This is a genomic window from Methanothrix thermoacetophila PT (assembly GCF_000014945.1).
GTDB classification, from domain to species: domain Archaea; phylum Halobacteriota; class Methanosarcinia; order Methanotrichales; family Methanotrichaceae; genus Methanothrix_B; species Methanothrix_B thermoacetophila.
The window spans coordinates 420258-444394 of sequence record NC_008553.1; the positions used below are offsets into that span (position 1 = coordinate 420258).

A 24137-nucleotide genomic window follows, 5' to 3' on the forward strand; every position below is an offset into this window, starting at 1 on the left:
CGCAATGCACTTGATCTCATGTGCCAGTAGACAACATAAACAACCGGGATAGATCGCTCTGGTTCCCACATATCCAAAGGTGCTCGACCAGTAATTTGATCTACGATCGCTTTAAAACAGACTTGGGAATGCTCGACCTACTGCTCAGAGCTCTGGAGACCACGATACCTGTGCTGGTGACGGTATTCCTCGGGCTGTTTCTAGCGGGCATGCTCATGGAGCTCGGTGTTCTCGATCGCCTCTCGGTCCTGTCAAAACCGCTCGTATCCATGGCGAACCTGCCATCGATATCTGCATCATCGTTCCTCGTCTCCCTCGGTTCAGCGGTTGCAGCAAACTCAATGATAGCTGAGTTCAAGATGCGTGGCGCCATCGATGACCGCGAGACCGTGCTCTGTGCTATGATGAACAGCATACCTGTGTACATCAGAGAAATCTTCACGTACCAGATACCGGTGGTTGTTCCACTTCTGGGACCGGTGGTCGGCCTGTTCTATGCGGGCGTTTTCATAATCACAGCCATTGTAAAGGTTCTCATGGTGATAATCCTCGGCAGGCTGATTCTCAGAGGAAGGAATGGTGCAGAGATCTCCTGGGAGGCACCCCGAAGAAACATAAACTCTCTTGATGCCACGCTTAAGATCCTGCGCACACAGATAAGACCGTTCGCCAGAATATCCATCACATACATGGCGATGACACTGCTGGTCCTCTCGCTGAACGATCACGGCTTCTTCGACAAACTGAGCGTTCTCCCGATCGCTCAGACATTCGGCATCTCCCCTGAGGCGTTAGTGCCCCTCACGACATACGTCGCGAGCCCGCTCATCGGGCTATCCATGCTCAGCCCGATGATCCAGAGCGGATCTTTAACGGAGATACAGGCAGCGACCGTGCTCATGCTGGGAAGCATGTTCATGCTCCCGATATTCGCCATGAAGAGCATGGTGCCGAACTACACCGCCATATTCGGCCCGCGGGTCGGTCTTATGATAGTCGCGATATCAACAGGCCTGAGCGTCATGGTGCGGGCCGTCTTCCTGCTGGCGCTTCTGTGGATTGGATGAATGATCTGTGCTGTGTTCGGTCACTTCGTGCTGATGGCTCTGGCCAGGAGATGCCTCAATTGCCCTCCGTTCCTCCTCGCTCAGGATGCATCCCTTAACACATCCCGGATCGCAGCAGAGCCTGCACGGCTCCACATGTATCGTGACAAACGAACACGGGTAATGCTCACGTATGGCCTTTTTAAGTATATCTGTGAGCTGATGCGATTCCTCAACGGTCATATCCGAGTCCACCAGGATGTGGAACTCGGCAAACCTATACGATCCGGACCGCCTGGTTCTGAATGCGTGGAACCCGCGGACATCCGGCTTCATTGAGATTATCTTCTCCATTATGAGGGTCTTCTCGTCATCCGGCAGGCTTGAGTCGAGGAGATCGCGCGCAGAGTCGATTGTGAGATGGATCGCAGCCTTCAGGATCAGAATGGATACGAAGATCGCGGCAAGTGGATCCAGGATTCTCAGGTCCAGTGATATCCTGTCGCCGATCCAGATCGCTGCAAGGCTCAGCATCACACCAAGTGATGTGTATACATCTGTCCGTAGATGCCATGCGTCTGCCTGGAGGGCAACAGACTCTGTTTCACGCCCTACAGAGAAAAGCCTCCGGGAGACGAGCGTGTTCACAACCGCAGATATGAGCATGACCCCAGCGCCAAGCCACAGAGTCTCGATCTCCGCGGGATTCCAGATCTTTGACCATGCCTCAGAGAGAATCCAGTAGGCGGCGAGGAATATCAGCAGCGCCTCCACAGTTCCTGAGATGTTCTCGATCTTCCCGTGGCCGAATGGATGATCGTCATCCGCAGGCCTGCCGGCGATCCTGACGGAGAGAAACGCCATGGTTGCTGCTACGAGATCCACTGCGGAATGAGCAGCCTCTGAGATGATCGAGACAGAGCCGATCATCATCCCCACAGCTAGCTTTAGAACCACCAGACACGAGCAGGCGATCACGGAGAGCCTTGCCGCCCTCCCCTTTACCTCTGCCCTGCTCTTCATTTCAGCCATGTGCTCCTCATATCGATCCGGCGATAAGGGGCGCTACAGAGACCGTGCTCACCCCGCGGTCGAGGGTGTCTGTGGCTGTGACCCTATCAACGCCAGCATGATACAGCTTTAAGAGAGCGTTTCCCGTAAGCACCGGATGTACAGCTGCCAGATGAACGCTCCGGGCGCCCTGCCTCCGGAGCATCGATATCGCTGTGGCCATCGTGCCACCTGTCGCTATCATATCGTCCATGATCACGACATCCCTTCCCCTGACATCGATCTCCTTTGGTGCTATAGATACTTCTGTGCCACTATGCCTGGTCTTCTCCAGATGATCGAAGTCGCATCCAAGTATCTCAGATGCCCTGGATGCCATCGCCATCGCGCCCTTGTCCGGTGATATAACAACAGGATCCCGCAGATCGAGCCTGCGGATCTCCTCTGCGAGATGAGGAGTCGCATCCAGACTCTCTGCTCTGCACATGAAGTGAGTGAGCACAGATGGAGCATGGATGTTCACCGTGAAGACCCTGGAGTTGTCATTCAGGAACGGGTTCAGGGCGCTGGCTATCGCCCTCGCGGTCAGCGGCTCCCCCGGTTTGAATATCTTGTCCTGCCTGGCGTATCCGAAGTAGGGGATGACCAGGGTGATGTTCCTTTCCCTGACTATATCGAGGAGCTGAAGAAGGTAAACGATATCCCTGTCTGACGGGGTGCTCTGTATCACGACAACATCATCATCGATCTCGGACTGGAGCTGTGTGTATGCCTCCCCGTCCGGGAACGTTCTGTACTCGCAGAGCGCCACCCTTTCCCCGAGGATCGAGGCGACCCGCCCGGCGAGCAGCTGCGACGATGGACCTCCTATGATCATGATAACCTCCGCGGCGCAGGTGCAGCGTCTCCTGATGAAATCGAGGCGATCACCCACGTCTTGTATGTTGACATTATCGCGTGATTGCATGTATGCAGCATCTTCCGATGGGATCATGGATCGCCATCTGCGACCCGCATCAGCAAACCACTCTCATCCGCACCCTGACGCCTGGAGTCACGATCGGCCCGACGGCTCTCGCATCTCTCCCGACATCAATATGCTTCAGGAGGTCGAATATGTTCCCTGCGATCATGGCAGAACGCACGGGCTCTGCGATCTCACCGGCGCGGATGCGAAATGAATTTCTTGCCTCAACTGAGAAGTCTCCAGATATGGGGTTTGCGGTGTGCGCCCCTATCACGCTGTTGACCAGAACTCCCTCGCGCACGCCGTCCAGCATCTCAACAGGCTCTTTTGAGGAGATGATAAGATTGCGTATGCCGATCCTGGGCATCTCCGAGTAGCCTGATCTGACCGAGTTCCCGGTGCTCGATCTCCCCTCCTTGCCAGCAGTATAGCTATCGTAGAGATAGCTCCTCAGCACGCCGTCCTCCAGGAGCACGTTCCTCTGTGAGGGGACGCCTTCACCATCGAACGCCGAGCTCCCCATGCCCGCTGGAAGCGCACCATCATCAACCACCTGAAGCCTCAAATCAGATACACTCTTGTTAAGCATGCCAGCGAGCGTGGATCTTCCTTTCTGGACGTTCTCTGCAGAGAGCGATGGAATAAAAGTGCTCTCTAGAAGCTCTGCAAACGCGACCGGCGAGAGCACAACATCATAAGTATCAGTCTCTATGGATATTCCGTCTAGAGAGCGTCTTGCGAGATCCGCGGCCTTTTCTCCCACAGCTCTTGCGTTGACGCTGAAGCTCCGCGAGTTGTCAAACTCGCTTCCCGTCGCAACCCCTGAGCTCCCTCTGGCGATCGTCTCAAGGGCGAGATGGATCGATGTACCCTCCTCTGAGAGGTCGAGACCGCTGGAGTTGATCAGGATCTCCAGGCTGTGCGTGCATGATACGCCGCCCGATACCGGCTCAACTCCACCAACAGCTCCACATCCGCCCAGGAGCTCCTCCGAGATCTCCAGGAGAGTGTCTGTTTGGACATCCGCTATCCTGCGGTCGAACACGCCATCCACAGAAGGCATGCGAGATTTTCCTGGAAGTCCCCTCCAGAGTCGATCCGGCCCGAAGATGCGGGCTGCGCTCACGGCAGCCTCTGCGACATCATCGATCCTGCTCAGATCTGATGTGCTTGAAAAACCAACGCCGCCCTTGATGATAGCGCGGAGCCCAAGGCCCCTGAGAACGCTCGCGCTGATGCTCTCGACACGGTCCCTTCTGAGCTCAAGCGTCAGGTTCCTGCTCCAGACCCCGAATACCTCAGCCTCGTCCGCTCCCAGGCCTAGCGCCCTCTCAAGCAGCCTCTCCGCAGAGATCTTCAGATCATCCGATGTACCTGAGATCCTCCTCGCCCCCGCTCTCATAGGGCACCTGTGCCCTCTCCATCTCCTGAAGCTTGCTCACTATCCTCTCCATCTCGGCGGCCCTCTCCTCGAGAGCTTGCGTCCTGACCTCTATACCGATCGCTTTGCAGAGGACCTTGAGAACAGCATGTGCGGACTTTGGATCTACCAGATACCCGCTTGTCGTGCCCATGAGGCATACGGCATCGATGCCCCTCAGGCCGCCAAGCCCCACCAGGAGACCGCTGACCCCGATGATCCCCCCTCCAGGCTCATTCTCGTGGAAGACCACGCCTAGACTCTTCATCTCCTCAACGAGCTCAGACCTGTTCGTTGCGCCGATCACCTGAGGCTCCACAAACTGGCCTGTTCCGTAGCCTCCAAGGGTGTAAATCCTCCTGACACCGAACTCCTCTGCTATGTCAAGAAATATGCCAGTGAGCTCGTAATGCCCCTCATTCGTGGCGCTCTGGTAATCGCCCACCAGGATCAGGAGATCCGGCTCTCCATCAGCTCCCTTGTATGCGTAGATCTCGTTCCTGACCTGCCTGACGGTGCCATCAGACTGGACCAGGACCTGCGGAGGGAAGTGCGGTGAATATATCTCGATGATCTTCTCAGCTTTGAGCTCTTCAATGAGGTGCTCAGCGACGAGCTTTCCAACATGTCCAACCCCGGGCAGGCCCTCCACCAGAATGGGGCTCTCGAGGGACAGATCCTTGAGCCTCCTAACAAAAGTCTTCTTCATGCTTTCTCCTCTTCCCGTCCGCTTTCAGAGAACAGAGCACGCCGGTACCTTCCATACCTGTCCTCTGGCGAGAACCTTGCCGGCTTCGTGCCGGTTGTGTGGGATCCACATCTCGGGCAGGTCTCCTTGAGAGTGTAGAGCCTGCACCGCTCGCATCTCAATATCTTGGATCTTACCAATGCTAGGCCTCTCTCACGAATGCGCCCTCTCCACCATGCTGCTCCATGTACTTTATCGCAGCCTGTGCCGACTTTTTCAGGGCGGCCTCAGCATGTTTGTAATCGGGAGCGATCACCTTTATCCTGTACCTCGGCGCGCCGACGTACTTTATCTCGAGTGTCGCATCCTTGTCGCGTATCCGCTTAGCCTGCTTCAACGCCTTTTTGATGATCTCTATACCGTCTGGCGCGAATGATCTCAGATCCACATAGCCGGAGATCTCGACCATCGGTATCTTGACGTTCTCCTTCGCCAGGCGAGAGATTATCTTTATGTCCTCTTCTGTGAGCCCACTGTCTGAGAGGCTCTCCTCGCCGCTTATCGCGGTCTCCTCCAACGCCCCATACAGGCTGTTGTAGCTTTTCATCAGAGCATCCTTGACACGCTTCAGATCGTCCTCTCTCCCCTCATAGGCCATCTGAAGCCACTTCCACGCCTTCAGGTCGGCCTTCCACGCCTGGATCTTCTCCCTGCGCTGGTGCTCGTTGACGTCCTTCAGGGAGAGATCGATGTGATGCTTCGATTTATCGACATTCAGAACCTTGCAGACAATCTTCTGCCCCTCACGGACATGATCACGGATGTACTTGATCCAGCCGCTCGCCACCTCTGAGATGTGGATGAATCCCTTTTTGTCCACATACTCATCCAGTGTGACGAACGCACCAAAATCCAAGACCTGATCGACCGTGCATACAACCAGATCCCCAGGCTCCGGCCAACCTTCGCGCTGCATTCAGATCACTCTAGGACCTCGAGAATCTCTGTCTTGATGTCGGCCTTGCCGCCTCTCGGTTCGGCAAGCGTCCTGCCGCAGACGAGACATTTCACAACAGTGGCTGCCCTGCTGAATATCACCTGCACGTTCTCGCAGTCGTTGCACTTGACTCTGAGAAACTTTGACAGACTCATCCCTCCACAAGCTCGAATTTTCCGAGGCGTATTCCCTTTCTGTTATGAGCTTTCTTGCACAGGCTGCACCTGTATCTGAGGTTGACCCTCTTAGTCGGCTTGTCTCCACCAGGCACCTTTGAGAACTTGCCCTGGTTGCCCGTACCATTCGCCCTGGCTTTCTGTCTTGCGATACGCGTCATGGAGCGCGCCTGTCCCCTTCTGACCCTCTCCACAGTATGAGTTGTGTGCTTCTTGCAGAAAGGACAGTGAGCCTCAATCTCCTTTGGCATCTTCATGATTCATCCTCACTTCCACAGCTATCTTTTTGCTACACAGATTCCTCGCATGGATCTCCGGGAGCATGACAACATCATCTTTCCTCAGAGCATACCGCTTCCCGTCGACCCCTACAAACATCGGGACTGTCTCCAGCAACCTCACAGCGATGTATTCCTTGGCTATATCTTTTTTGGCCGTTAAAGGTCTTTCGGTGTTGGTATACGAAAGATGCGCGAGTATCTCCTCTCTGCATCTGGTCAGCGCCTCCAGTATGGTTTTGTAGAGAACGACCTCCTCCTCAGTCATGCCGTCCGGCGGCTTTCCAGGTGTCGAGGAGCTGGCCTGCATCATCGCCTTCTTGGCTATCTTTTTTATCCTCAGATCCATGAGCTTGCTGATGCTCTTTCTGCTGGACTTCAGCTCGTCCTCTATTATCTGCGCCTCCACGCTGAAGTGGTCCTCGAGCTTTTCCAGATCCCTCTCGAGGGATGCTATATGCCTTCCAGCAAGCCTGTAGAAATCACCCTCGAGATGCTGGAGCTCTGCTGACTGCCGCTCTCCTCTCAGGACGTTTGCCAGGTCAAGCTCCATGATAACCCGCAGTAGTTCTCTCCGGCGAGGACTTAACCTTTATCAGCCCACCTCAGCGAAACCTCTTGCCAGGAGAAACACAGCCGCATACTCCGGAAGCTCTGTCTTTCCCTCAAGGAGATCGAAGCGCTCACCCATGAGCTCGAGGGTTGTGGGACGGATGATCTCCACATGAACAGGATCGTCGCCGAAGACGACCGCATCTTTCAGCGGATCAAAAGCATGCAGCGAATTGATGCTCAGACTTGTGACTCTGAGACCGGTGCCGCCATGGAGGCTCTCAGGGAATCTTATGAGGCGATGCACATCCGCGGTCACAGGCTCATCAGTCTCGCCACCAAGAGCGCGAACAGTCTCCTCCATGATGTAAGGTATTATAAGATTCCATATACCAGAGGCGTGCTTGAAGAAGTCCAGATTCCCGGCGCGAATGCTCTTTATCGCATTCTCCTCCCTGATCTGCGATAGGAAGAGCCTGGCCTTCTGTTTGCCAATCCCCTTCACGTTTTTCAACAACCTCAGCGCCTCCTCATCATCGAGCTCTCTTAGGTGCATGACCATTGACTCGATCGCCTTGTTGATCCTCCCTCCCCAGCCAGGCGCGTCAGACGCAGGCCCCCTCAGCGATCTCGCCCTTTCAACACCAGCGTCCCCATCAACACCGATCTTATGTATGAACCTCTCCGGATCAAGCCCTCTTCCAGTAAGGTAATCCACGATCTCGCGCCTGGCATCGCTCCTCAGCTTCAAGACCGACTTATCGCGTACGTGTATGTGATATCCCCTTCCGCCAGAGAAGGCCACACTTATCATCCTCTCATCAAAACCGAAATCGCTCAGCAGAAACTCCAGAAGCTTCATGGTCTCTCCTTTTACGCGCTCGAGCATCTCCCTGAAATCCCTAATTCCAGAACCCCTGTACTCCGCGAGGTGATCAGCGTCCAGATCGAAGATCAGATCCGCTCCCTTCCATATTTTCTCCTTCATCGTGGGAGCATCTGGCTTCAGATAGTATGCAGCGGAGTGATAGACATGCGCAGGCACGGTGCTCCTGATGTAATCGACCAGCTCCTTCCTGCTCCTGAAAGACCTGTGCCGCCGCATGCCGGGCGTGTCGTAGAATATGAACCCCCACTCTCTCGCCTCCATTCCAGGCGGAGCATCCATTGATGCGGTGAGGTAGTACTCCCTGAACCTGGCACGCAGGTAGGTCGAGGTCTTGCTCTCCACACAACCACCTCACCAGATCAGTAAAGCTCTGGCCTTCTGTCCTCCCAGCATGTGATGGCTCTCCTCACGCGATCTCTCTCATCCAGGTCGAGGTCCGCAGTTATGACGCACTCCTCCACGCCTGCCTCTGCGAGCACCTCACCCGCAGGCCCAACAATCATGCTCGATCCGCCAGCTGATCCAGAGGCGTTACATGCAATATGATGTATCTGATTCTCTATCGCACGTGCCGTCACAAGAGCCCTCCAGTGGTGTATCCTCTCCGCGGGAAACTGTGCGATCGTGACGAGAAGATCCGCACCAGACGCGCAGAGCTTGCGGGCGACTTCGGGGAACCTGATGTCGTAGCAGATCTCGAGCCCGATCGATAGCCCGCCAACCTTCACAGGGGCGATGATCTCCCCCGGAATGAAGTGTTTCTTTTCATCACCAAATGGATGCGTCTTGCAGTAAAACCCTGTCTCGGCTCCGGCCATGCAGAATCCCATGTTGATCGGCCCTCGATCTGATGATGCCATGATGGAGCCCACGAGGATCGCGCCTGAATCGAGCGAGAGTGCTCTGAAGGACATCAACGATGGATATGGGATGCTTTCCGGCTTTAGATCATAACAGAAACCTGTGAGGAACAGCTCGGGAAGGACTATGATATCCGCGCCAATGTCAGCCACATCAGATGACAACTGGAGAGCTCGACGCTTATTATCACCTACATCACACTCTCTCACCGAGAGCTGTACACAGGCAGCACGCATGAAATATAAATGCCAACTCCATGTATATTAGGAGATGCTAGGCGCTTCCTCCAAATGTGGCGGGCAGGGTTCCAGCACCCCCCACCCATTCACGGCAGACATTGACGCACGTGCATGCAACACAGATAGGCTTTTAGCTGAAGGATGTGAATGTAGTTAAGGTGAATCCAGATGGAACAATACCCGACGGCCATCGTGGCTGACAGGGAGGTCCCCTTCGATCCGGAACAGCTCAGGAGGATCCGGGAGCATCCTTGCTTCAGCGAAAAGGCATGCCACGCCTTTGGAAGGATGCATCTCCCTGTTGCTCCGAAGTGCAATATACAGTGCAAGTACTGCATAAGAGATTTTGATTGTGTGAATGAGTCGAGGCCGGGAGTGACGAGCAGAGTTCTCACTCCACAGGAGGCGCTGGAGCGGGTCGATGAGGTTCTATCGAAATATCATTACATCAAGGTCGTGGCTGTCGCCGGACCCGGGGAGCCTCTGGCAAATGAGGAGACGTTCGAGACGCTCAGGCTCGTCGGGGAGAAGTATCCGCATCTGATACTATGCATAAGCACAAACGGCCTGCTTCTCCCGGACAGGATCGAGGATCTCGATCGTATTGGAGTGACCAACATCACAGTTACACTCAACGCTGTCGATCCCACCATAGGTGAGCAGATATACGATTACGTTATCTATAAAGGAGAGAGATATGAGGGGCTGGAGGCCGCAAAAATCCTGCTCGATAACCAGCTCAAGGGTATCGAGGAGGCTGTGCGCCGGAAGAAGATAGTCAAGGTGAACACAGTCCTGATCCCGGGAATAAACGACAAGCACGTCTTTGATATCGCGAGGAAGATAAAGTCGATGGGTGTCTTCATTCACAACGTGATGCCGCTCATACCCCAGTACAAGTTCGCGCACATAAAACCACCTACGCCGGAGGAGAAGAGAGCGATACAGGACGAGCTGAGCAAGATAATAAAGCAGATGCGCCACTGCAGACAGTGCAGATCTGATGCGATCGGCAGGCTGGGATGCGATATACAACAGGAGCTTGAGAAGGGCAAAAAGAAATCATGATATGCTCTCGTCCATCTGGCAACTGATGGGTTTGGGAGTGGGGGGATATGTTTGAGAGGGGATAAGCCGTCTCAAACGCTCCCTGGATCTTGATGGGCCATATGCTTTTGATTTTGGCTCATGTGGTAGTGGTATCGGAGAGTCGATCTTCCCATAACACGTCGATCGCCTTTGCTTCGAATTCGTCTCGAAACTATTTAAGCAACGATGCTGACTGCATCGATCCTGCGCGGAAATACAATCCACATAAATCAATATGCTTGGGAATTTTGAGACGACTTCTTTAAGGTGCACCGATCCGCCGGATCACAGGAAGGAGCATCGATTTGCCATGAAAGCACGATATGAAAGATGCATTCTACTGTATCGAGACGTTTTCAAAAGAAATCGAGCATGGACCTGCCTGAGTAAGAGCTGAGGCCAGAGATCTGGGCCGCACTGCTTTTGGAGGTCTGATACGATTAATCCTTCTGGCTCATCCCTGTGATTCGATCAGTAACCTCGCAGAATGAGAGAGGCGAAGTCGAATGCTGCTGGTTGTGCTCGTAAAAATCGCTACTCCGACGGTTCGACTATATGAGCCAACTCCTTATTGGGCAGGTACCTTTCAACGAACATGTCCGGATAAGGATTAGGTTTCTGATATGCAGAAGGCGGAGAGATCCGGATTTCCGGCCTCATCTCTTATTCGGACAGGTTCTACCATAACTTCGCGAGGACGTGTTAGTGTTATTCGGACAGGTCCCATTCAACATTCAAAAGGCTTTAATATCATACTTGTAGTATCTGTCGTGAGGAGCAGCCCGTCAGAAAGGGGCACAATCTTTGTATGCAAATCATAGCGATGGTGAACATGTGCCTGCCAACATGGGGGTTAACTGATTGAGAAGATTGTTGTGTCTCACGGCACTCGTGTTTGCCATCACATCTTCCTGCGGAATAGATGTGTCGATCTACTTCTCCCAGGAGGGGACGCCCCGAGAGCCTCTGGACGTCGGCAAGAGTCTAGTCTACATCGTGGAGCTCTCGGGCGCAAAGAACTCGATGATGTACACTGTGGAGCTCACGGCTGGTCCGGATTCATCCGATACCTCGATCTCGAAGAGCTTCACGGAAAAACTGAACCTCAACCCGGGCTCCACTGGCATTCTCAGATTCGAGGTCAACTTCCAGTCCCCGGATCTCAGAAAGGGCGATTTCGGGAGATGGTTATCCGATAAGAATGACACGAGCATATGGGACAGGACCTGGTACAAGGCAACTGTCACATCTCTGGATCCATTCGAGAAGCCGGTAGTCAGGGAGGACTATACCGGCCATCCAACACTGGTGAAGGTCTTCGAGGAGTTCAGGGATGCCTCTGTGACCCCGAGAAAAGGAACCAGGGAGGATCTATACACGTACGAGGTGAGCGTCTTCTCCACAGCACCTGACAACATAACGCTTGAGGTCGCTCCATCAAAGAACGGTCCCTGGACGCCTGTGGGAACACAGGATTACACAGTTCCAGGAAGCTGGAAGGTGCTGAGATGGCAGAACGTCTCCCTTGACTTTGACTTCACATCTGCCTACTACAGATTTGTGGGCAGAAAGGAGAAGACCTTCGACGGGCCATTCTGGCCTGTCTCGGTCGAGTTCAGAAATGAAAGTCTCTCTCCCGAGAGGGGTCTTCCCGACACTCCTTTCCGGTACGCTCTGGAGGTCAACGCATCCAAGGAGATAGAAGTCTCGCTGAATGTATGGGATGTCGGATCGAAGAGCTTTGTTATGGTGGGAAGGCGCACTTACAGAAACGTCTCCAGCTGGGAGAGGCTCGAGTGGGATGATGTTCGTGTGACTGCGACACCTGAGGCGTATGGATCATCCCAGTACTACTACGGGTTTCACTACGTGGATGCGGAGTCACCCTTCGCCACAACAAAGGATATGATAGGGAGGTATTACGCTGGTCCTGACGTGGTGGTTGTGTGGGTGAAGAACACAACAGTCTCGCCTGAGAGGGGCAGCGCATACACCTCATACACGTACACTGCTGAGATCGAGACCACGAAGCCGAGGTGCGATCTGGAGCTGCAGATAAGGCCGCCGGAATCTGATATATGGGTCTCAAGGGGAATGGTAACGTACACCGGCTCCAACAGCACCCTCGTCTGGAGGAACGTGACCTTCGATGAGGTTAACGAGGATCAGCTTGGGATGGCGGCATACAGGTTTGTTCTCGACGATAATGTGCTCGGCGAGTTCCCCGGACCGGAGTTCGATGCGAGCTTCAGGAATGTGACATACAACAGGATAGGCAACACAGACAGATTCAACTACAAGGTCTCAGTCAGAGCCCTGAGGCCGATTGATGTCGAGCTCCTTTACACAGACGATGGAATAAACTGGATCAACTCGGGTCTCATCCAGAACTACAGCGCTCCGGGTAACTGGACCGATCTCTCCTGGAATAACCAGCCGTGGCATCAGACGGTGAAGTTCGACGTGAAGAGGTAATTAAGATGCGATACAGGCTTCTCGCTCTCCTGCTGCTCATGCTTGTGATCTCAGCATATGCTGAGGGCCCGACCGTGAGCCCTCCACCCCCAACACCCTCCGAGGGCGGCGGAGGTGGGAGCAGCCACAGACAGACCGACATGGAGAAAATAATAAAGGCGCTCGAGCAGGGGAAGAAGCAGAACCCGAAGAGATTTGAGTATCTGCAGACGCTCCTGTGGAAGGAGTACACGCCTCCTGGGGAGTACAAGCTGCCTGCTGTGCTCATCTACTACAAAGGAAACAAAACGGTTTGCAGGAGCGATCCGCTGGAGATACAGGCGTATGTGACAAACGAGAACGCGCTTGAGATAAGGCGGCCGCTTTACATCTACCTTGAGATGGCAGAGCCAGGAGAGGATTTCAGGCAGGTCAACAGTCAGACCCAGATCGTGCAGGTAAATGAGTACTACACAAGTGACGGTATCAATTACACATACAGAAAATTCCCGGAGATAACCGACCTGCGGGACCTGAAGAAAACAGGAAATGTCAGTTTCAGGATCAGGTACACCGACAGCCTGTACGATATGTACTCATCGAACTGGTCGATATCATCACCGCAGCTATTCCCGGTGCTGGTGCTGGATGTGATCAACAATCCACCCTTGGTGAACTACACGAATGTCACATACAAACCGAGATACAGCGATCCGATAGAGTATGTGGCGGAGATAAGCGATCCAGATGGCGATACTCTGAATGTAACGCTTCACATCCTGGAGGCGGATAACAGGACTGAGCGGATGAACGTCACCCAGGAGCTCGTGGGTGGCGGGACAGTGAGGTTCAAGAACAGCGAGTACGGTTTCTTCGGAAAAGACGATGCGGGGAAGGCCTTCCGCTACTACTACACTGTGGGTGATGGAATTAATGTGACCTCGACGAATATCACATGGGGCCCAGAGATAAGGCCCACGCCGAAGCTGCTCGTCGAGAGCCCGAGGATGGTTGCGGAGGATGAGAATTATTACTGGTGGAGCGGATACAACTTCAGCATAGACGTGAAGAGCCAGGACGAGAACTCTTTCCCGCTGACTGTGTACCTGTACACCAGCACGCCATCAAATCCCTGGAAGCCCCGCGGCTCAAAGACCATCACAGTGACGCCTGAGAGGCAGACTGTATCGTTCGAGACCAGCTTTGACGTATCAGACTGCAATCAGACGTTCGCATACAGGTTCTCCTACTCAGAGCCGGATCAGAACGGCAGGACTAGCATCGATCTCAGAGTGGATAAACCGATAAATCCGAGGATCGTGAGGTACACCATATTGTCGCCTGTGGGCATCGCAAATGTAATTCTGACTCTGGTGATATGCATTTTCGCTGGCGTGATTGTAGAACGCGTGAGCAATAACGGGGGAAGGAAAAAGGAGATCAAGGGCAGACAGGAGGAAGACAGATGATTTTGACTGCGATGCCGCTCGTGCTGCTGCTCATAGGGCTTGTGCTTCACAAGATGAACTTCGAGCGCATATACCGGAGACTCTCTGAGCTGTCAGATAGCGTCTCCAAGGATAAGCTGTATGAGGTGCTATACATAGATCACGGAGCCAACTTCTCTGCCATGGTCTTTTCATCCTGGGTCGCGTTTTTCATCGCGTTTATGTATTACCTTATACCGTCAACGACCCCCTGGCTGCTCAGATCAGGGTTTCCGATTGCCACTGACTATGGGCTGGCATTTTTCGCTATACTAGTTGCAGTGCTGGCATCGATCCTGCTATGGGCCATCAGACGCCTTCCCGTATGGCTGCGGCTCTCTGAGATCCACAGCATATACCCTATATCGAGAAATGAGAAGAATCTGTGTGCAGCCACAGTGCTGGTGCTTGCGTTCTCAGCGATATTCTCGATCTACAATTTCGTCAATTATCCCTTTGTGAACAAGACGCTTGAAGCTGCATCCTGGGTGCTGATTATAGTAGCCGTGATTTTGCTTTTCATACCTGTGGTTAAAGAGTTCGTGGAGGCAGGTAGATGAGATCGTGCTGTGTTGGCATAGGCGGATGTGGAGGTAAAATGCTTGAGGTGTTTCTCAAACCACTGGATATTTATTTACCCTTTCGCGATCCTGAACCGGTGGCATTTGGCAAAATTAAGGGCGTATACATAGAAGCATATACGCCAGATGCCCAAAAAAACAAATTCTTTAAGCCAGCAAACGTGGGATATCCAGGATATGTCATACCTCATGCATCAATACCCGATGATTCCAAAATATTGAGTTACGTATCTCATAAGTATGGATTCTATCTTAAGAAGGAGGGGTTTCACCGAAAGGCAGAGTATCTCAAAGCCATATTTGAGATATTTGAGATCGATGAAACACTGAAAGGAATCGCTAAAATGGAGAATCCAATACTTGATGCAACATGGGATGCTATAAAAAGATATACAACGTTAGCTGAAAGCGGAGAGTGTGACAATATTCTATTCATTGTGTCACTTGGTGGCGGTACAGGTACGGGCTTCATAAACCCTATAGTCAACTATATACGATCAGGGGGAAGAAGGGAGTTTCCTGTTTTTGTTCTTGGAATACTAACGGAGGAAGGGGAGGACTCCAGAACTGGTGTATCCGAGGAGCAAAGAGGACTGGCAGCAGCAATATCAATATACGACCTTCTCACGAAGAACAAAGATGAAGGCGTGGACGCTCTTATTCCCATAGATAATCAGATTCTTATTGATAAGTTTGGGTCGAACTATACAAGTATAAATGATTATATATCTCGTGTTATGAGACCGTTTCTTGCAGATCGTCCTTTTCCACAAGAGGAAATGGATGGTCAAGGCCTTAGAGAGGAGTTCTTGAAAAACCTATCTAAACCGCCTGTCATGATTCCCTGCTATGCATCATTGGACAGCAAGAAGTCCAGCAACCCTGAGACGGAACTGGTCTCAAAAGCCCTCACAGGAAGCGTGCAAAATGATGAATGCGGCCCGCTGTTCCCATGCAACCCGGAAATGGCGGAGAGGGCGTTTGTCTTCTCGAGAGGGTATATATCAAAGGATAAGCTAGAGTCATCCGTACAGAGCATCACGGGACTTGATAGGAAAGACATATTCGTATGGAGAAAACTCGGAGAAAACAGGAAGAGTGATGTTCTGGTACTGCTGCGAAACCCCTACGGATCAGGATACAGTGGGCCGTTTGAAAAAAAGATGTGCCGCATTATCTCCCTCGCTTTGGATTACATATCACAGAAAAAGCAAGAGACTCTTCAAGTTGTAGAGGAGGGTGATGACCAGGCGCTGACATCTCAGTCTACCGATGCTCTGAGCAGCTACTTCAATCGCCTCACCAGTGAGCTGAAGAATGCAAAGTCCAGGCTCAAGGAGGGAAAGAAGCCGTTCTTCTTAAATGAGCTACAGATATTCGAGAGATCGTCGAACAACACGCATCAACAGGACAACGTTATTCAGAACAATCACGGGCCTTCAGAGGAGATGATCAGAAAGATCGTGCAGGAAGAGCTCAGGAAGCTGCTTCCAGCAGCGACCTGATGCTCTCTTCCTACTGCTGATGCTGGGGAGGTATGGGCCGACAAGCTGCAGCTCCCATGTGCTTCCACCGGAAAAGTAGATATATAGTTACAATATATCTTGGAAGTAATTCATAACATCCGTGGTGGCTGACATGATACGAACAGCTGCTCTGGGGGTCATGCTCATACTGATGCTGTGCGTGATGGATTCCGCATCGGTGCTGCCTGTGACAGGCGGCAACGGAGAGCTCTGCTGCACAGTCTTCGACATTTTCAAAGGGCCCCTGTATCAGGGAGGCTCTTACGATGCAGACAGGATGATTCTGTACATTGATGCCGGTCTGAGATGGAGCAACGGGAGCTGCGCGGAGCTTTCCCGTGTCAAATATATTCTGATCGACGGAAATGACAGGAGCTACAGCAGAGATATAGCATCGAGCAGGCCCGTCTCTCCGGGACGGGAGCTCCTCGCATTCGTGGTTCCGAGAGAGGCGATCCCGAAGAGTCTTGTAGTGGACTCTGGAATCGGGGAGGTGTTCAAGGTGGATCTCGGGGAGCCGCTGAACTATTCGGATGAGAACATCACGGTCACATATTATGGCATCATGGGATCGAGGCTTGATTACAATCGGAAGGCGCTTGATATAGATATCTCTGTAAGAAACAACTCATCCAATCCCATGAGAATATCCCCTGAGAACTGCACACTAGTGGACCAGTGGGGCTGGGGATACAGGGCGACTGATGGCTTCGAGACCAGAACGCTGAACGCCAACGAGAGCATCCGGGGAGTGGTGCGGTTCAGGTACCTCGCGCCATCCAGCATCCCATCACTTCTGCTATACAACCTCTCGTATGGGGATGGGATGATAGTGATAAGCGAGGGTAGCTGCGAGAACACAACCGAGCCCTCCAAGGAGGACTCATCTGGAGAGTGCAACAGCTGTACTGTAGATGAGAGCAGCGTCAAGGGGCGGGTCGCAGCTGCAAAGGAGCGCCTCGCCAGGGTACGTGCCGCACATGATACCGAGTCGTAGGATGCTTATCTGACTGACCTGTCAGTGGCATCAGTGGCGCCGACTGGCTGTGCATTATGGAAACTGATTGAAGAGGCTGGTCATCGGCTCGAATCGCTGAATGGATTCTCAGAAATTGGCATTTACAGGATCAATACAACACAAATCATGCGAAGCCACCTGCTAGTGGCAATGTACTATATTTGCTGTAAATTCAAAACTGATCGGTACACTTCGCACCAGCACGAAGCAAATTTACAGCAATTTCGGCTCACCACCTGCTATTACCATGAAAGCACGAGAGATAGGGTTTATTCCACTTGTGTTTTGTCGTTCCTGAAGAACATGCTCGATACGCTGATATAAATTGCCCTCCTGGCAGATTTCTGATGAAAGACTATGCCCAATATTGAGGGTTCAGTCGGTCAGTATCCAAGTACGCTCACGATATTGAGCAGCTACTCCTTGAATGAGACTGACCGCACCTCAAACGCTTTTCATCTCTTTGGCATGCATTTTTGTTGCATGCGGGGTTTCGATGAAGCACACGATTGATATCATAAGTTCTGAAATAATTATATTATCTAATAATACATAGAAAATTTTAAGTAGCACCTAATATTACGAAGTTTGTGAAATGCGGCTAGAGCATAAGAAGCTCTGCAACATAACCTGCTGTAATGACGGCCCTCTCTAATGCGTCACATGTGGCCGGTGCTTGCTGCCTGCAGGGAAGTGTTAAGCATGCCTGAGGGAGTTTGATGAGACGGTATGGATTGATTGGCGTAATGCTGATAGTGGTATTTGTGTTGTCAAGCTTTATCGCAACAGCATCATATCCAAAGACATTCACAGATACCCAGGGTCGTGAGATCACACTTGAAAAGCCTGTAGAGAGAATAATAACCAGATCTCCGGATGAGGCCAGAATCATCATAGCACTTGGCGCAGGAGATAAGCTCATAGCATCAGAGCAGGCTACAAAATACTGCCTCTGCCCAATGACATTTGGTGATACCTCCGAGGGATGCGTTAATTGCTTTGAGACCATCATCGAGGGACGCATGCCAGATCTTCCAGAAATCAGCACCAGATATGACATATATTTCGAGAAGATCGCAGCTCTGAATCCCGACATAATTTTTTGTGGAAGCTTGAAGGATGCTGAAGCATTTGAGGATAAGATCGGTTGTCCGGTTGTGGTTCTTGGCGGTCGTGGTTGGAACTTCAGCGATGAAGGATACTTTAATAGCATCGAGGTGGCTGGTAAGGCGCTGGACAAAGAAGAAGAAGCAAAAGAGCTTATCGATTTCATAAAAAGCAAGATAGATAGAGTAAAATCTGTAACCGATGAGATGGATGATAGCGAGAAGCCCAAGGTCTACTTCGCATCAAGGGGTGCCAGCGCGGCATTTTATGATCCAAAGGAGGGGCGGGATTTCACAAGAACCGAACCGGAATACGATCCCCTGACGGTAGCAGGTGGTATAAATGTTGCATCTGATATCCCAGGATCAACGGTCAACGTGGGGCTAGAACAGATAATCGCCTGGAACCCCGACTACATATTCATAGCAAGCAGCGATCCTGGAAACTACACGGCACTGAATTTCATCAAAAACAGCCCTGAGCTTCAGTCAGTCAACGCAATCAAAAACGGCAACGTGTACTATTGCTTCTATCCGCACTGCCGCGGGACGCCTCCCGATAGAAACCTGCTGAACATGATGTACATGGCAAAGATTCTGCATCCAGATAAGTTCAGGGATCTCGATCTCGAGAAGGAAGGCAATGAGATCTTCAGGGCATTCCTGGGAGTTGATAACGTCTTCACAGAGTATGCAGATTACCTCGTGTGGCCAAGAGATTACCTCAACAGCCTGAAGTAGGGGGGTGACGATGCCAGGAATCATCAACTGGGATGAGCTCTGGAAGGCTGTACATCCAGGTGGCTTCCATCACAACGGTGATCCAGCAGCCTACTGGGACAAGAAAGCGAAGGCATTCAACCAGAGGGTCATGAAGCACAGAGAATGGGCGGAGATGCAGGTAGCCTCCCTGAAGCTCCAGCCGCACGAAACTGTGCTTGATATTGGAGCCGGCACAGGCAGGCTCGCCATTCCGATGGCCAGGATGGCTAAGAGTGTAACAGCCCTGGATCGTTCCGGAGGAATGCTGAAATGTCTCAAAGCGAACATGCAGGCAGAGGGCATTTCGAATATAACATGCATCCAGAGGGATTGGGAGGAGATCGGGGTGGACGAGATCCCACCTCACGATGTCGTCCTCTCATCCAACTCTCTTGGCGTCGTTGATCTCAGAACGGCTCTTGCCAAGATGGACCAGCTGGCCAAGAGAGCTGTTTACATATTCACATTTACAGATCACAGACGAGATGGCGGCTTTATGGAGTTTCTGATGCCAGAGCATTCTCGCCGATCCCCCAGCTGGCCGGCTGATTATCTGATTATATATAATTTGCTTGCAGATATGGGGATCCATGCTGATATCAGTATCCATAGGTTTGAGTCATCTGAGTATTATGCCAACCTCGATGACGCAGTAGCAAGCTGGAAGGAGATGCATGATATCTCTGATGAAAAGGTGCCGAAGCTAAGAGAATTCCTTTCGCAAAAGCTGATTCCAACCGATCAGGGGCTTCAGATGCATCGGCGATCAAAGATTGCGAGAATCTCCTGGCAGAAAGATATGCAGTTTGAGGTTTAGGTGGGAATATGCCGATCCCTGTAACTCTCTTGGCTGCATCTGTACTTTTTGCTGTAGCATTCATGGTGTCCGCCAGAGTGGTAAGGCAGTACGAGCGAGCGGTGGTTTTCAGACTCGGAAAGCTGCATGGCGAAAAGGGACCGGGGATTCTCTTTCTGTTGCCATTGATAGATAGAATGATACGTGTGGACATGCGGGTGAGGGAGCTGGATGTCCCGAAGCAGACTGTTATTAGCAGTGACAATGTAACGCTGGAGGTGGACGCAGTCATATACTACAAGGTGAGTGATGCCTCAAAAGCAATCATCGAAGTAGAGGACTATGAGGCGGCCACACTTCTGCTTGCCCAGACCACCCTTAGAGATGTTCTTGGACAGAATCAGCTTGACACAATCCTCTCTGACAGAGACGACCTCAATAAGAAAATACAGGAAATCCTGGACACCATCACGGGTCCATGGGGAATGCGCGTGGTGATGGTTACCATGAGGGATGTGGCTCTGCCTGAGAACATGCTGAGGGCTATTGCCAGGCAGGCGGAGGCAGAGAGAGAGAAAAGGGCCAGGATCATACTGGCGGAAGGTGAGCTGCGGGCTTCGCAGATGATGAACGATGCTGCAACGATGTACGAGGACAAGCCCAGCGCGCTAAAGCTCAGAGAGTTCCAGACCCTGGCAGAGATTGCCAGAGAGAAAAATCTGATTGTGGTCGCTTCTGGAGTTAATGACGATCGTAAGGCGTCTGAAACTCCCCTTCTAATGGCACTTGCAAAGGCAGCTGCTGATAAGATATGAACACCAGGGTCTTTTTCCGCGGAAATGCTCGTAAAAGAGCGCCGATTGCAAGACGCACTGGTAAAAAGAGCGGTATGCAGCTTGCTCACGAGCAGTTCAAGCTGTTCAGATCAATATTTGTGTTGGCGATACTCCTGTTCCTTCTTCTCCTAACAGGCTTTGTAATAACACTGGGCCCTCTCAATATATCCATGTATGATGCATATTCTGCTCTTCTCGAGCGCTTTTTGCCTTCGTATTTTCAGGTTGATGCTCTCACTTCACGTGTGGTCTGGAACATAAGATTCCCCCGGATAGTCGGTGGACTAATGGCAGGTTTCGGTCTTGGGATGTGCGGGTGTGTTATGCAGGCTGTGCTGAAGAACCCGCTTGCCAGCCCGTTCACACTGGGTATAAGTGCCGGAGCCCAGTTTGGAATTTCTGTGGCAGCCGTTATCGGGTTTGCGATTTTTGGAGGACCTTATTTCATCATCGGGAATGCATTCATCTGCGCTCTGCTCTGCTCATTGCTTATTGTTGCTCTTGCTGCCATTAAAGGTGCCACATCCGAGAACCTTGTCCTCGCAGGCATTGCTGTAAATTATTTCTTTACCGCCATGAGTCAGCTTCTTAAGTACTTCGCATCTGATGAGCAGCTTAGAATTATGACCAACTGGGGAATGGGCGATCTGGCCGCATTCTCCTGGGCAAATTCAAGAATACTCCTGGGCATATTTCTGATATGCTTCCCCCTGCTCATATCAAGATCCTGGGATCTCAACATCATGACAGCTGGAGATGATGCGGCCAAGAGCATCGGCGTGGATGCGGAGCGAACTCGCATATTCATAATGGTCATCTCGAGTTTACTGGTTGCGACAATAGTTTGCTTTGTGGGGACGATTGGTTTTGTGGGTCTGGTCGCACCTCACATGGCCCGTATGGTGATAGGCGGAGACCACAGGTTTCTGATTCCAGCATCCGGTGCACTTGGCTCGCTGGTTCTAGTATCAGCAGACGCTGTTGGGATGAACGCGATTGCGCCTACCATAATTCCCACTGGCATAATGACCTCAATTATTGGGGTCCCATTCTTCATGTATCTGATGCTGAAGGGCAAGCGCAAGGAGTTCTGGACATGATGATCAAGCTGCAGGCCAAGAACCTCACATTTAGCTATAACAGCCATCCCATATTGAACGATCTCAGCTTTGAGATACCACCATCAAATCTTGTCACAATAGTCGGTCCGAACGGTTCTGGCAAATCAACACTCATAAAGTGCATTGACCGTATACTCTCACCCCAAAAGGGCAGCATCTTGATCGACAGGAAGGAGCTCACGAGGATGAACAGGAGAGAGGTGGCCAGGTATCTCTCCTACGTACCTCAAAGCTCCGTGAGGGTCTTCCCCACAAACGTCTTTGACACCATACTGATGGGAAGAAGGCCCCACATCGGATGGTTGGGAAGCCAGGATGACGAACGCAAGGTATGGGATGTCCTGAGGCTTCTTGATATCGAACATCTGGCCATGAAAAACTTCGATGAACTCTCAGGAGGTCAGCAGCAGAAGGTTCTCATCGCTCGAGCGCTGGTTCAGGAGGCAGAGGTCATGCTGCTGGATGAACCCACCAGCAACCTGGACATATGGCATCAGATCGATGTGATGAATGTGATCAGGGACATCGTCAAGAGCAGAGATATCACTGCCATAATGGCACTGCATGACCTCAACCTGGCATCTGCCTATTCAGATCGAATAATCATGATGCACAAGGGCAGGATCGTGGCCGTCGGAGACCCGGAGTTTGTGATCACAAAAGAGAATATCGCATCGGTGTATCGTGTGGAAGCTGCTGTGCGAAACGTATCTGGCAAGCCTATTATTCTGCCTCTGAGACAGATCCGTGAGAAGATGTACTGAGTCGATACCAGCTCAACGACTTGAAGGTAAATCTATTGGCAGAGTGTGATTTTTCGACTCGCTCTTATCCATTTGATGACTTGCCCGAAGGAGCAGTGGTCATGCTATGCGTTCGTGGCGAATGAATGTGGTCATCACCAACCACATCGCATGCCCTACAAGTTGCTACCCACATATGAGCGAATTTTGTTTGGTTTCTTCACATATTCCTAACAAGTGATGGCAACATTCAGGTATTTGCTCAATATCGTAAGCGTACTTGAGTTATGATCAAGAAGCCGTTATCATTGGGCACAGTTATTCATCCAGGAATCTGCCAAGATGGCAAATTACCTCAACGTATTGAGCATGTTCATATTCAGAGATTCAATTGAGCTAATGCAGAGAGCCGGTCACGTACTTCACGAAAACCCTTTTCACTGCGCACTCAATTTCCGCGCCGCCAGCTCTGCTGAAGACACCAGCTGGACAAGGGCCACCGCAGAGCCAGAGTTCTGAGCATGTCATGCACTTATGTGGTGTTTTTATGGATCTCCTGGCATCTCGCAGCCTCTCCGAAATCGTGTCCCAAAAACGTGGTTCCAATATGTTGCCGAGGCGGAAATCTGGATGGTGTAGAGACGCACATGGATACGCATCGCCATTTGGGCAGACCATCAGCGATTGGTATGCATCGAAATAGCAGCGATACCGTCGAACCCCTCCAGTCTTTAAGAGACACCTCATCCGCTCAACTTCTCTGAACCTCACAGGATTCCCGCCGGATCCAGCAAGATACTCTGAACGTTTGATCGCTTTATAAAGATGCTCTGCAGTTAAGTGAGGACTTGGCATCATATCACAACTACCGCGTCCGAGAGGTCTCAGCGGATCCAGGGAGATGCCTGCCACATTGCCCAGGTAGCTTGCCAGATCTACCAGCGAAGAGAGACCTTTAACGCTTGTGCTGGAAAGAACAGATGTCATTCCCACAGAGATTCCTGCATCACGGAGATTTCTTATTCCATTTATAACGGAGTGAGTGGAACCATGCCCATCTGCAAAAGGGCGGAGATGATCATTTATAGCAGGCACACCATCAAGACTCACGCCCACACCGATACCAAGAGCTCTGAGACGGCTGGCGATAGCCGGGGAGATAAGTGTTGCATTGGTCTGAAGCTGAATGCTCGCGTCCGCTCCCAGATCGTGGATGTAAAAAACGATCCTCTCGATCAGACCAAAATTAAGCAGCGGCTCACCACCTGCAAGCTGTACCTTAAAACAATCAGCACCTTCTGCAACAAGATCTATGGCACGCTTTGCCACATCCCAACCCATGTATGCCTTATTATCGCCGCCGTTCGCATAACAGTACACGCATCGCAAGTTACAGTCGGTGGTGACCCAGAGTATGAGTGTTCTCGGATGCGTTCCGCTGGCATCAATATCAATTTGTGCATCCTGGTCAGTCACCCCTGCTTGTTTAGGCAT

General features: G+C 51.7%; 24 protein-coding genes. 12 read left to right on the plus strand and 12 right to left on the minus strand.

What is annotated here, in order from left to right; genetic code table 11:
• The first annotated feature begins 128 nt into the window (after positions 1 to 128).
• Positions 129 to 1067 carry a nucleoside recognition protein gene (locus tag MTHE_RS02085; protein WP_011695601.1) on the plus strand — a complete coding sequence of 313 codons (939 nt, stop codon included), beginning with the start codon at positions 129 to 131 and terminating at the stop codon, positions 1065 to 1067.
• Here the strand turns inward: MTHE_RS02085 and MTHE_RS02090 are convergent.
• The 11 genes from MTHE_RS02090 to MTHE_RS02140 all read right to left on the minus strand — a co-directional run bounded on the left by MTHE_RS02090 (position 1005) and on the right by MTHE_RS02140 (position 9121).
• The gene (locus tag MTHE_RS02090) at positions 1005 to 2078 is read right to left on the minus strand and encodes a cation diffusion facilitator family transporter (RefSeq protein WP_217417065.1); all 1074 of its coding nucleotides are present in this window, start codon (positions 2076 to 2078) and stop codon (positions 1005 to 1007) included. The genes MTHE_RS02085 and MTHE_RS02090 overlap by 63 nt on opposite strands.
• A gap of 7 nt (positions 2079 to 2085) precedes the next feature.
• A complete protein-coding gene (locus MTHE_RS02095; RefSeq protein ID WP_011695602.1) occupies positions 2086 to 2934 on the minus strand; it encodes a ribose-phosphate diphosphokinase in 849 nt (282 codons plus the stop codon).
• A gap of 139 nt (positions 2935 to 3073) precedes the next feature.
• The gene (locus MTHE_RS02100; RefSeq protein WP_011695603.1) at positions 3074 to 4426 is read right to left on the minus strand and encodes a TldD/PmbA family protein; all 1353 of its coding nucleotides are present in this window, start codon (positions 4424 to 4426) and stop codon (positions 3074 to 3076) included.
• Positions 4386 to 5153 (minus strand): proteasome assembly chaperone family protein, encoded by a 768-nt coding sequence (locus MTHE_RS02105; protein WP_011695604.1) that lies wholly within the window; start codon positions 5151 to 5153, stop codon positions 4386 to 4388. Before MTHE_RS02105 ends, MTHE_RS02100 begins: the two co-directional genes overlap by 41 nt.
• The gene (locus MTHE_RS02110; protein WP_011695605.1) at positions 5150 to 5332 is read right to left on the minus strand and encodes an RNA-protein complex protein Nop10; all 183 of its coding nucleotides are present in this window, start codon (positions 5330 to 5332) and stop codon (positions 5150 to 5152) included. The genes MTHE_RS02105 and MTHE_RS02110 overlap by 4 nt, the downstream gene beginning before the upstream one ends.
• Positions 5333 to 5334: 2 nt before the next feature.
• Positions 5335 to 6108: a translation initiation factor IF-2 subunit alpha gene (locus tag MTHE_RS02115; protein WP_011695606.1), complete on the minus strand. Its 774-nt coding sequence runs from the start codon at positions 6106 to 6108 to the stop codon at positions 5335 to 5337.
• 5 nt (positions 6109 to 6113) lie between these two features.
• Positions 6114 to 6284: a 30S ribosomal protein S27e gene (locus MTHE_RS02120; protein WP_011695607.1), complete on the minus strand. Its 171-nt coding sequence runs from the start codon at positions 6282 to 6284 to the stop codon at positions 6114 to 6116.
• A complete protein-coding gene (locus tag MTHE_RS02125) occupies positions 6281 to 6562 on the minus strand; it encodes a 50S ribosomal protein L44e (RefSeq protein WP_011695608.1) in 282 nt (93 codons plus the stop codon). Before MTHE_RS02125 ends, MTHE_RS02120 begins: the two co-directional genes overlap by 4 nt.
• Entirely contained in the window at positions 6540 to 7136 is a 597-nt protein-coding gene (locus MTHE_RS02130) for a hypothetical protein (protein WP_011695609.1), read from the minus strand. The genes MTHE_RS02125 and MTHE_RS02130 overlap by 23 nt, the downstream gene beginning before the upstream one ends.
• Before the next feature lie 42 nt (positions 7137 to 7178).
• Positions 7179 to 8366, minus strand: coding sequence for a DNA primase catalytic subunit PriS (gene priS, locus MTHE_RS02135; RefSeq protein ID WP_011695610.1), 1188 nt, complete (start codon positions 8364 to 8366; stop codon positions 7179 to 7181).
• A gap of 17 nt (positions 8367 to 8383) precedes the next feature.
• Positions 8384 to 9121 (minus strand): nitrilase-related carbon-nitrogen hydrolase, encoded by a 738-nt coding sequence (locus MTHE_RS02140; protein ID WP_011695611.1) that lies wholly within the window; start codon positions 9119 to 9121, stop codon positions 8384 to 8386.
• Between the two features lie 171 nt (positions 9122 to 9292).
• On the opposite strand from MTHE_RS02140, the gene nifB reads away from it, so the two are divergent.
• The 11 genes from nifB to MTHE_RS02195 all read left to right on the plus strand — a co-directional run bounded on the left by nifB (position 9293) and on the right by MTHE_RS02195 (position 22664).
• Complete coding sequence (gene nifB / locus MTHE_RS02145) at positions 9293 to 10192, plus strand: nitrogenase cofactor biosynthesis protein NifB (RefSeq protein WP_011695612.1); 900 nt, start codon at positions 9293 to 9295, stop codon at positions 10190 to 10192.
• Between the two features lie 882 nt (positions 10193 to 11074).
• Positions 11075 to 12688, plus strand: a complete 1614-nt coding sequence (locus MTHE_RS02150) for a hypothetical protein (RefSeq protein ID WP_011695613.1) — start codon at positions 11075 to 11077, stop codon at positions 12686 to 12688.
• Positions 12689 to 12693: 5 nt separating this feature from the next.
• Positions 12694 to 14136 (plus strand): hypothetical protein, encoded by a 1443-nt coding sequence (locus MTHE_RS02155; protein ID WP_011695614.1) that lies wholly within the window; start codon positions 12694 to 12696, stop codon positions 14134 to 14136.
• Positions 14133 to 14714 (plus strand): hypothetical protein, encoded by a 582-nt coding sequence (locus tag MTHE_RS02160; RefSeq protein ID WP_011695615.1) that lies wholly within the window; start codon positions 14133 to 14135, stop codon positions 14712 to 14714. Before MTHE_RS02155 ends, MTHE_RS02160 begins: the two co-directional genes overlap by 4 nt.
• The gene (locus MTHE_RS02165; protein WP_011695616.1) at positions 14711 to 16240 is read left to right on the plus strand and encodes an FtsZ/tubulin family protein; all 1530 of its coding nucleotides are present in this window, start codon (positions 14711 to 14713) and stop codon (positions 16238 to 16240) included. The genes MTHE_RS02160 and MTHE_RS02165 overlap by 4 nt, the downstream gene beginning before the upstream one ends.
• A 133-nt stretch (positions 16241 to 16373) precedes the next feature.
• Positions 16374 to 17258 (plus strand): DUF4352 domain-containing protein, encoded by an 885-nt coding sequence (locus MTHE_RS02170; RefSeq protein WP_011695617.1) that lies wholly within the window; start codon positions 16374 to 16376, stop codon positions 17256 to 17258.
• A 767-nt stretch (positions 17259 to 18025) separates the two neighbouring features.
• The gene (locus MTHE_RS02175; RefSeq protein WP_232840878.1) at positions 18026 to 19126 is read left to right on the plus strand and encodes an ABC transporter substrate-binding protein; all 1101 of its coding nucleotides are present in this window, start codon (positions 18026 to 18028) and stop codon (positions 19124 to 19126) included.
• A gap of 10 nt (positions 19127 to 19136) precedes the next feature.
• Entirely contained in the window at positions 19137 to 19964 is an 828-nt protein-coding gene (locus MTHE_RS02180; RefSeq protein WP_011695619.1) for a class I SAM-dependent methyltransferase, read from the plus strand.
• Positions 19965 to 19972: 8 nt separating this feature from the next.
• Positions 19973 to 20758, plus strand: a complete 786-nt coding sequence (locus MTHE_RS02185; RefSeq protein WP_011695620.1) for a slipin family protein — start codon at positions 19973 to 19975, stop codon at positions 20756 to 20758.
• Complete coding sequence (locus MTHE_RS02190) at positions 20755 to 21879, plus strand: FecCD family ABC transporter permease (RefSeq protein WP_011695621.1); 1125 nt, start codon at positions 20755 to 20757, stop codon at positions 21877 to 21879. Before MTHE_RS02185 ends, MTHE_RS02190 begins: the two co-directional genes overlap by 4 nt.
• Positions 21876 to 22664, plus strand: coding sequence for an ABC transporter ATP-binding protein (locus tag MTHE_RS02195; protein ID WP_011695622.1), 789 nt, complete (start codon positions 21876 to 21878; stop codon positions 22662 to 22664). Before MTHE_RS02190 ends, MTHE_RS02195 begins: the two co-directional genes overlap by 4 nt.
• Before the next feature lie 375 nt (positions 22665 to 23039).
• On the opposite strand, the gene MTHE_RS02200 is transcribed toward MTHE_RS02195, so the two are convergent.
• Positions 23040 to 24137 (minus strand): radical SAM/SPASM domain-containing protein, encoded by a 1098-nt coding sequence (locus tag MTHE_RS02200; protein WP_011695623.1) that lies wholly within the window; start codon positions 24135 to 24137, stop codon positions 23040 to 23042.

Bases quoted from the DNA above. Each gene is read 5' to 3' on its own strand.
- MTHE_RS02190 (WP_011695621.1), top strand. From the start codon at position 20,755: ATGAACACCAGGGTCTTTTTCCGCGGAAATGCTCGTAAAAGAGCGCCG.
- MTHE_RS02195 (WP_011695622.1), top strand. From the start codon at position 21,876: ATGATGATCAAGCTGCAGGCCAAGAACCTCACATTTAGCTATAACAGC.
- MTHE_RS02160 (WP_011695615.1), top strand. From the start codon at position 14,133: ATGATTTTGACTGCGATGCCGCTCGTGCTGCTGCTCATAGGGCTTGTG.
- MTHE_RS02180 (WP_011695619.1), top strand. From the start codon at position 19,137: ATGCCAGGAATCATCAACTGGGATGAGCTCTGGAAGGCTGTACATCCA.
- MTHE_RS02175 (WP_232840878.1), top strand. From the start codon at position 18,026: ATGCTGATAGTGGTATTTGTGTTGTCAAGCTTTATCGCAACAGCATCA.
- MTHE_RS02185 (WP_011695620.1), top strand. From the start codon at position 19,973: ATGCCGATCCCTGTAACTCTCTTGGCTGCATCTGTACTTTTTGCTGTA.
- MTHE_RS02090 (WP_217417065.1), bottom strand. From the start codon at position 2,078: ATGGCTGAAATGAAGAGCAGGGCAGAGGTAAAGGGGAGGGCGGCAAGG.
- MTHE_RS02165 (WP_011695616.1), top strand. From the start codon at position 14,711: ATGAGATCGTGCTGTGTTGGCATAGGCGGATGTGGAGGTAAAATGCTT.
- MTHE_RS02155 (WP_011695614.1), top strand. From the start codon at position 12,694: ATGCGATACAGGCTTCTCGCTCTCCTGCTGCTCATGCTTGTGATCTCA.
- MTHE_RS02105 (WP_011695604.1), bottom strand. From the start codon at position 5,153: ATGAAGAAGACTTTTGTTAGGAGGCTCAAGGATCTGTCCCTCGAGAGC.
- MTHE_RS02170 (WP_011695617.1), top strand. From the start codon at position 16,374: ATGATACGAACAGCTGCTCTGGGGGTCATGCTCATACTGATGCTGTGC.
- MTHE_RS02095 (WP_011695602.1), bottom strand. From the start codon at position 2,934: ATGATCATAGGAGGTCCATCGTCGCAGCTGCTCGCCGGGCGGGTCGCC.
- nifB (WP_011695612.1), top strand. From the start codon at position 9,293: ATGGAACAATACCCGACGGCCATCGTGGCTGACAGGGAGGTCCCCTTC.
- MTHE_RS02125 (WP_011695608.1), bottom strand. From the start codon at position 6,562: ATGAAGATGCCAAAGGAGATTGAGGCTCACTGTCCTTTCTGCAAGAAG.
- MTHE_RS02115 (WP_011695606.1), bottom strand. From the start codon at position 6,108: ATGCAGCGCGAAGGTTGGCCGGAGCCTGGGGATCTGGTTGTATGCACG.
- MTHE_RS02120 (WP_011695607.1), bottom strand. From the start codon at position 6,284: ATGAGTCTGTCAAAGTTTCTCAGAGTCAAGTGCAACGACTGCGAGAAC.
- MTHE_RS02130 (WP_011695609.1), bottom strand. From the start codon at position 7,136: ATGGAGCTTGACCTGGCAAACGTCCTGAGAGGAGAGCGGCAGTCAGCA.
- MTHE_RS02085 (WP_011695601.1), top strand. From the start codon at position 129: ATGCTCGACCTACTGCTCAGAGCTCTGGAGACCACGATACCTGTGCTG.
- MTHE_RS02100 (WP_011695603.1), bottom strand. From the start codon at position 4,426: ATGAGAGCGGGGGCGAGGAGGATCTCAGGTACATCGGATGATCTGAAG.
- MTHE_RS02140 (WP_011695611.1), bottom strand. From the start codon at position 9,121: ATGCGTGCTGCCTGTGTACAGCTCTCGGTGAGAGAGTGTGATGTAGGT.
- MTHE_RS02200 (WP_011695623.1), bottom strand. From the start codon at position 24,137: ATGCCTAAACAAGCAGGGGTGACTGACCAGGATGCACAAATTGATATT.